The following is a 2,268-nucleotide window of genomic DNA, read 5'->3' on the forward strand; positions in this document are numbered from 1 at the left end:
GGATACCGCAGTATCCGGAGACTCTGCTGCCAATACAGGTCCTGCCGCATTCAAAGAACCCGCCGCCAACAGCAAAGCCAGCAGCATAACTGTTATGTACTTTAATAATCTCATCCTAATCTCCTCCTATACTTTCTTTTCGTCACAGGGGACAATAGGATAATTCTAGCAATGAATGGTAAATAGAATGTTAGATTGTTGTATAGGGTATGTAAATATTGGAAAAACATAGTATGGCATTGAATCATGTTTCGGTTAACTTTTGCGATTCATCCAACTTGCTGTTTACTTTCAGGGGATAACAGATCTTTGTTTTACTTCCTTTAATCAAACGCAAACTTCAGATCCTTCCTTTAAGAATAATGGGAAAGCTATATGAAGAACAATCGTACACGTCTGATAGCCGCATACCTGTTCAAACGCTGCTGATAAAATATGCTGTCCACCGTGCTGCTGCATATGATCGAAGCGGCGTTCCCAATCTATTTCTCCCACACACTCGCTATGTACACCAAGTAGTTTCTCTATATAGATTAATGACATCCTTCAATGCTGCCGCTGCTGCTCCTCTTGGGTGAGATGCGCCTCCAATTGCACAAACAGCCCCCATTTCGATCGTTTCAAAAACGACACCTTTATTTGTTCCATTGACATGAGCTAAAGGATGCTCGCTTTCAAGCTCACATGGTTTTACTTCTACGATTACATTCTCAGCTTCTTTGTAAGCACTAGCTAGAAGCTTAAGCGTACGGCCCTTTTGTTTAGCTTCCTGAATGTCTTCCTTAGTGACTTGTTCAATGCCTTTAATTTTTACATCGTCGATTAATAAGCTGCTTCCGAAAAATCCATTAGCGAGGAGGAGAATTTTGCAAGCCGTATCAAATCCTTGTACATCTAGAGCAGGGTTCGCTTCCGCAATTCCTTTTTCTTGTGCAATTTTTAGCGCTTCTTCAAAAGATAAATTGTTCTCGCTCATGCTGGCTAAAATGAAATTGGAGGTTCCATTTAAAATGCCTTCAATACGAGTAATCGTGCACCCTGCTAAACTGTATTCTCCGATATCAAACGTGGGTAAAGCTGCTGCGGTTGCGCCGCTGTATTTTAATCGGCTACCATGCTTGGCTGCTTGTGTTTTGATTTTATCGAATGACTTTACAAGGGCTCCTTTTGAAACAGAGACAATATCCATCCCATTCTCCATAGATTTCTGAATATAGCCAAGTGCTGGTTCTCCCGTTTCTATATTTGTCGGAGTGCACTCGATCAGGACATCTCCTTGAAAAATGGGTTCAGTAAACGGGAGCTTGAAATATTCCGAATATCTCGAAAGTGCTTCCGAACCCGTTCCGAAATCAATCAAGCTTGAGAGCTTGATTCCTTCTTCTTCGTAAATCATTCCTTTACTGCTAACGATTCCGGTTACGAGTAAGTCAAAGCCGTATTTTTCTTTGATCAAAGCTCCATTGTGAATAATCAGTTTGATTAGCTCTTTTGCAACGGTACCATACCCAGTTAATATGATTTTCTTCTGCATAGAAATCTCCTTTTACTTAAATTAACTTAATCAGAAAACGAACTTTAGGGCTGCACTAATCTATTTTTAACTGGCTAGTTTCAGTCCCACAGCAGAGCCAAGGACCAACCCTATACACAGAATGCGAATTAAACTGCGTGGCTCATTATAAAAGATCATTCCAAGGATAGCACCTCCAGAAGCGCCAATTCCAGTCCATACAGCGTAAGCTGTTCCCATCGGAAGTATTTTCATTGCCAACGACAAAAATAAAAAACTAAGGCCAAAGCTGGTGTCTGATTTCGCCATACGTAGGCATCCCAGCTACGTGGGGGCTTGGCCCCACCCACGACCGGACTTTCACCGGCTAGAAAATGCGTGCTTATCTGGGCACGCGACATAAAATACAGCCGGCAGATTGCCGGCTGTTCAATTTCCTAGGTTGTTATGTCCATTATTACAATTAACCCTCCATATAGAAGTTCTCTTTATTTTAAAAGTACTTTTTAAAAAGATTGTCCTCGTAGATTTGTACTATATTCTAACGTAGATTCATATTGGATTAGGTTTATAAACGCACCTGCGGCCCCAATGAGCTGCTCGCCTAGTTCTTGTGATGTTTTATAGTAAAAGTTTCCTCCACCTGTTCTATTTTTTGACTCAGGATAATACAAAGTAGCATTAATCATCTCATTATACCTTTTCATGTAAATATGAACTTGAGGGTAATGCTTCTGATGCTGAAACAAGATTCT

2 protein-coding genes and 2 pseudogenes are annotated in these 2,268 nt (G+C 40.8%); all 4 read right to left on the reverse strand.

The window, feature by feature from the left end; all coding sequences use genetic code 11:
- Positions 1-378: 378 nt before the first annotated feature.
- Positions 379-531 (reverse strand): annotated as a pseudogene (locus tag G5B47_RS25795) (alanyl-tRNA editing protein); the annotation flags it as partial.
- A complete protein-coding gene (locus G5B47_RS25195; RefSeq protein ID WP_165104215.1) occupies positions 503-1,534 on the reverse strand; it encodes a homoserine dehydrogenase in 1,032 nt (343 codons plus the stop codon). The pseudogene G5B47_RS25795 and the gene G5B47_RS25195, both read right to left, overlap by 29 nt.
- Before the next feature lie 66 nt (positions 1,535-1,600).
- Positions 1,601-1,807, reverse strand: a pseudogene (locus tag G5B47_RS25200) (DMT family transporter); the annotation flags it as partial.
- Positions 1,808-2,019: 212 nt separating this feature from the next.
- Positions 2,020-2,268: hypothetical protein (locus G5B47_RS25425; RefSeq protein ID WP_206107543.1), on the reverse strand; the 249-nt coding region annotated here is incomplete at its 5' end.

It is taken from the genome of Paenibacillus apii (assembly GCF_011043685.1).
Classification (GTDB): Bacteria; Bacillota; Bacilli; order Paenibacillales; family Paenibacillaceae; genus Paenibacillus_AQ; species Paenibacillus_AQ sabinae.

Coding starts and splice junctions, on each gene's coding strand:
- G5B47_RS25195 (WP_165104215.1), bottom strand. CDS start 1,534: ATGCAGAAGAAAATCATATTAACTGGGTATGGTACCGTTGCAAAAGAG.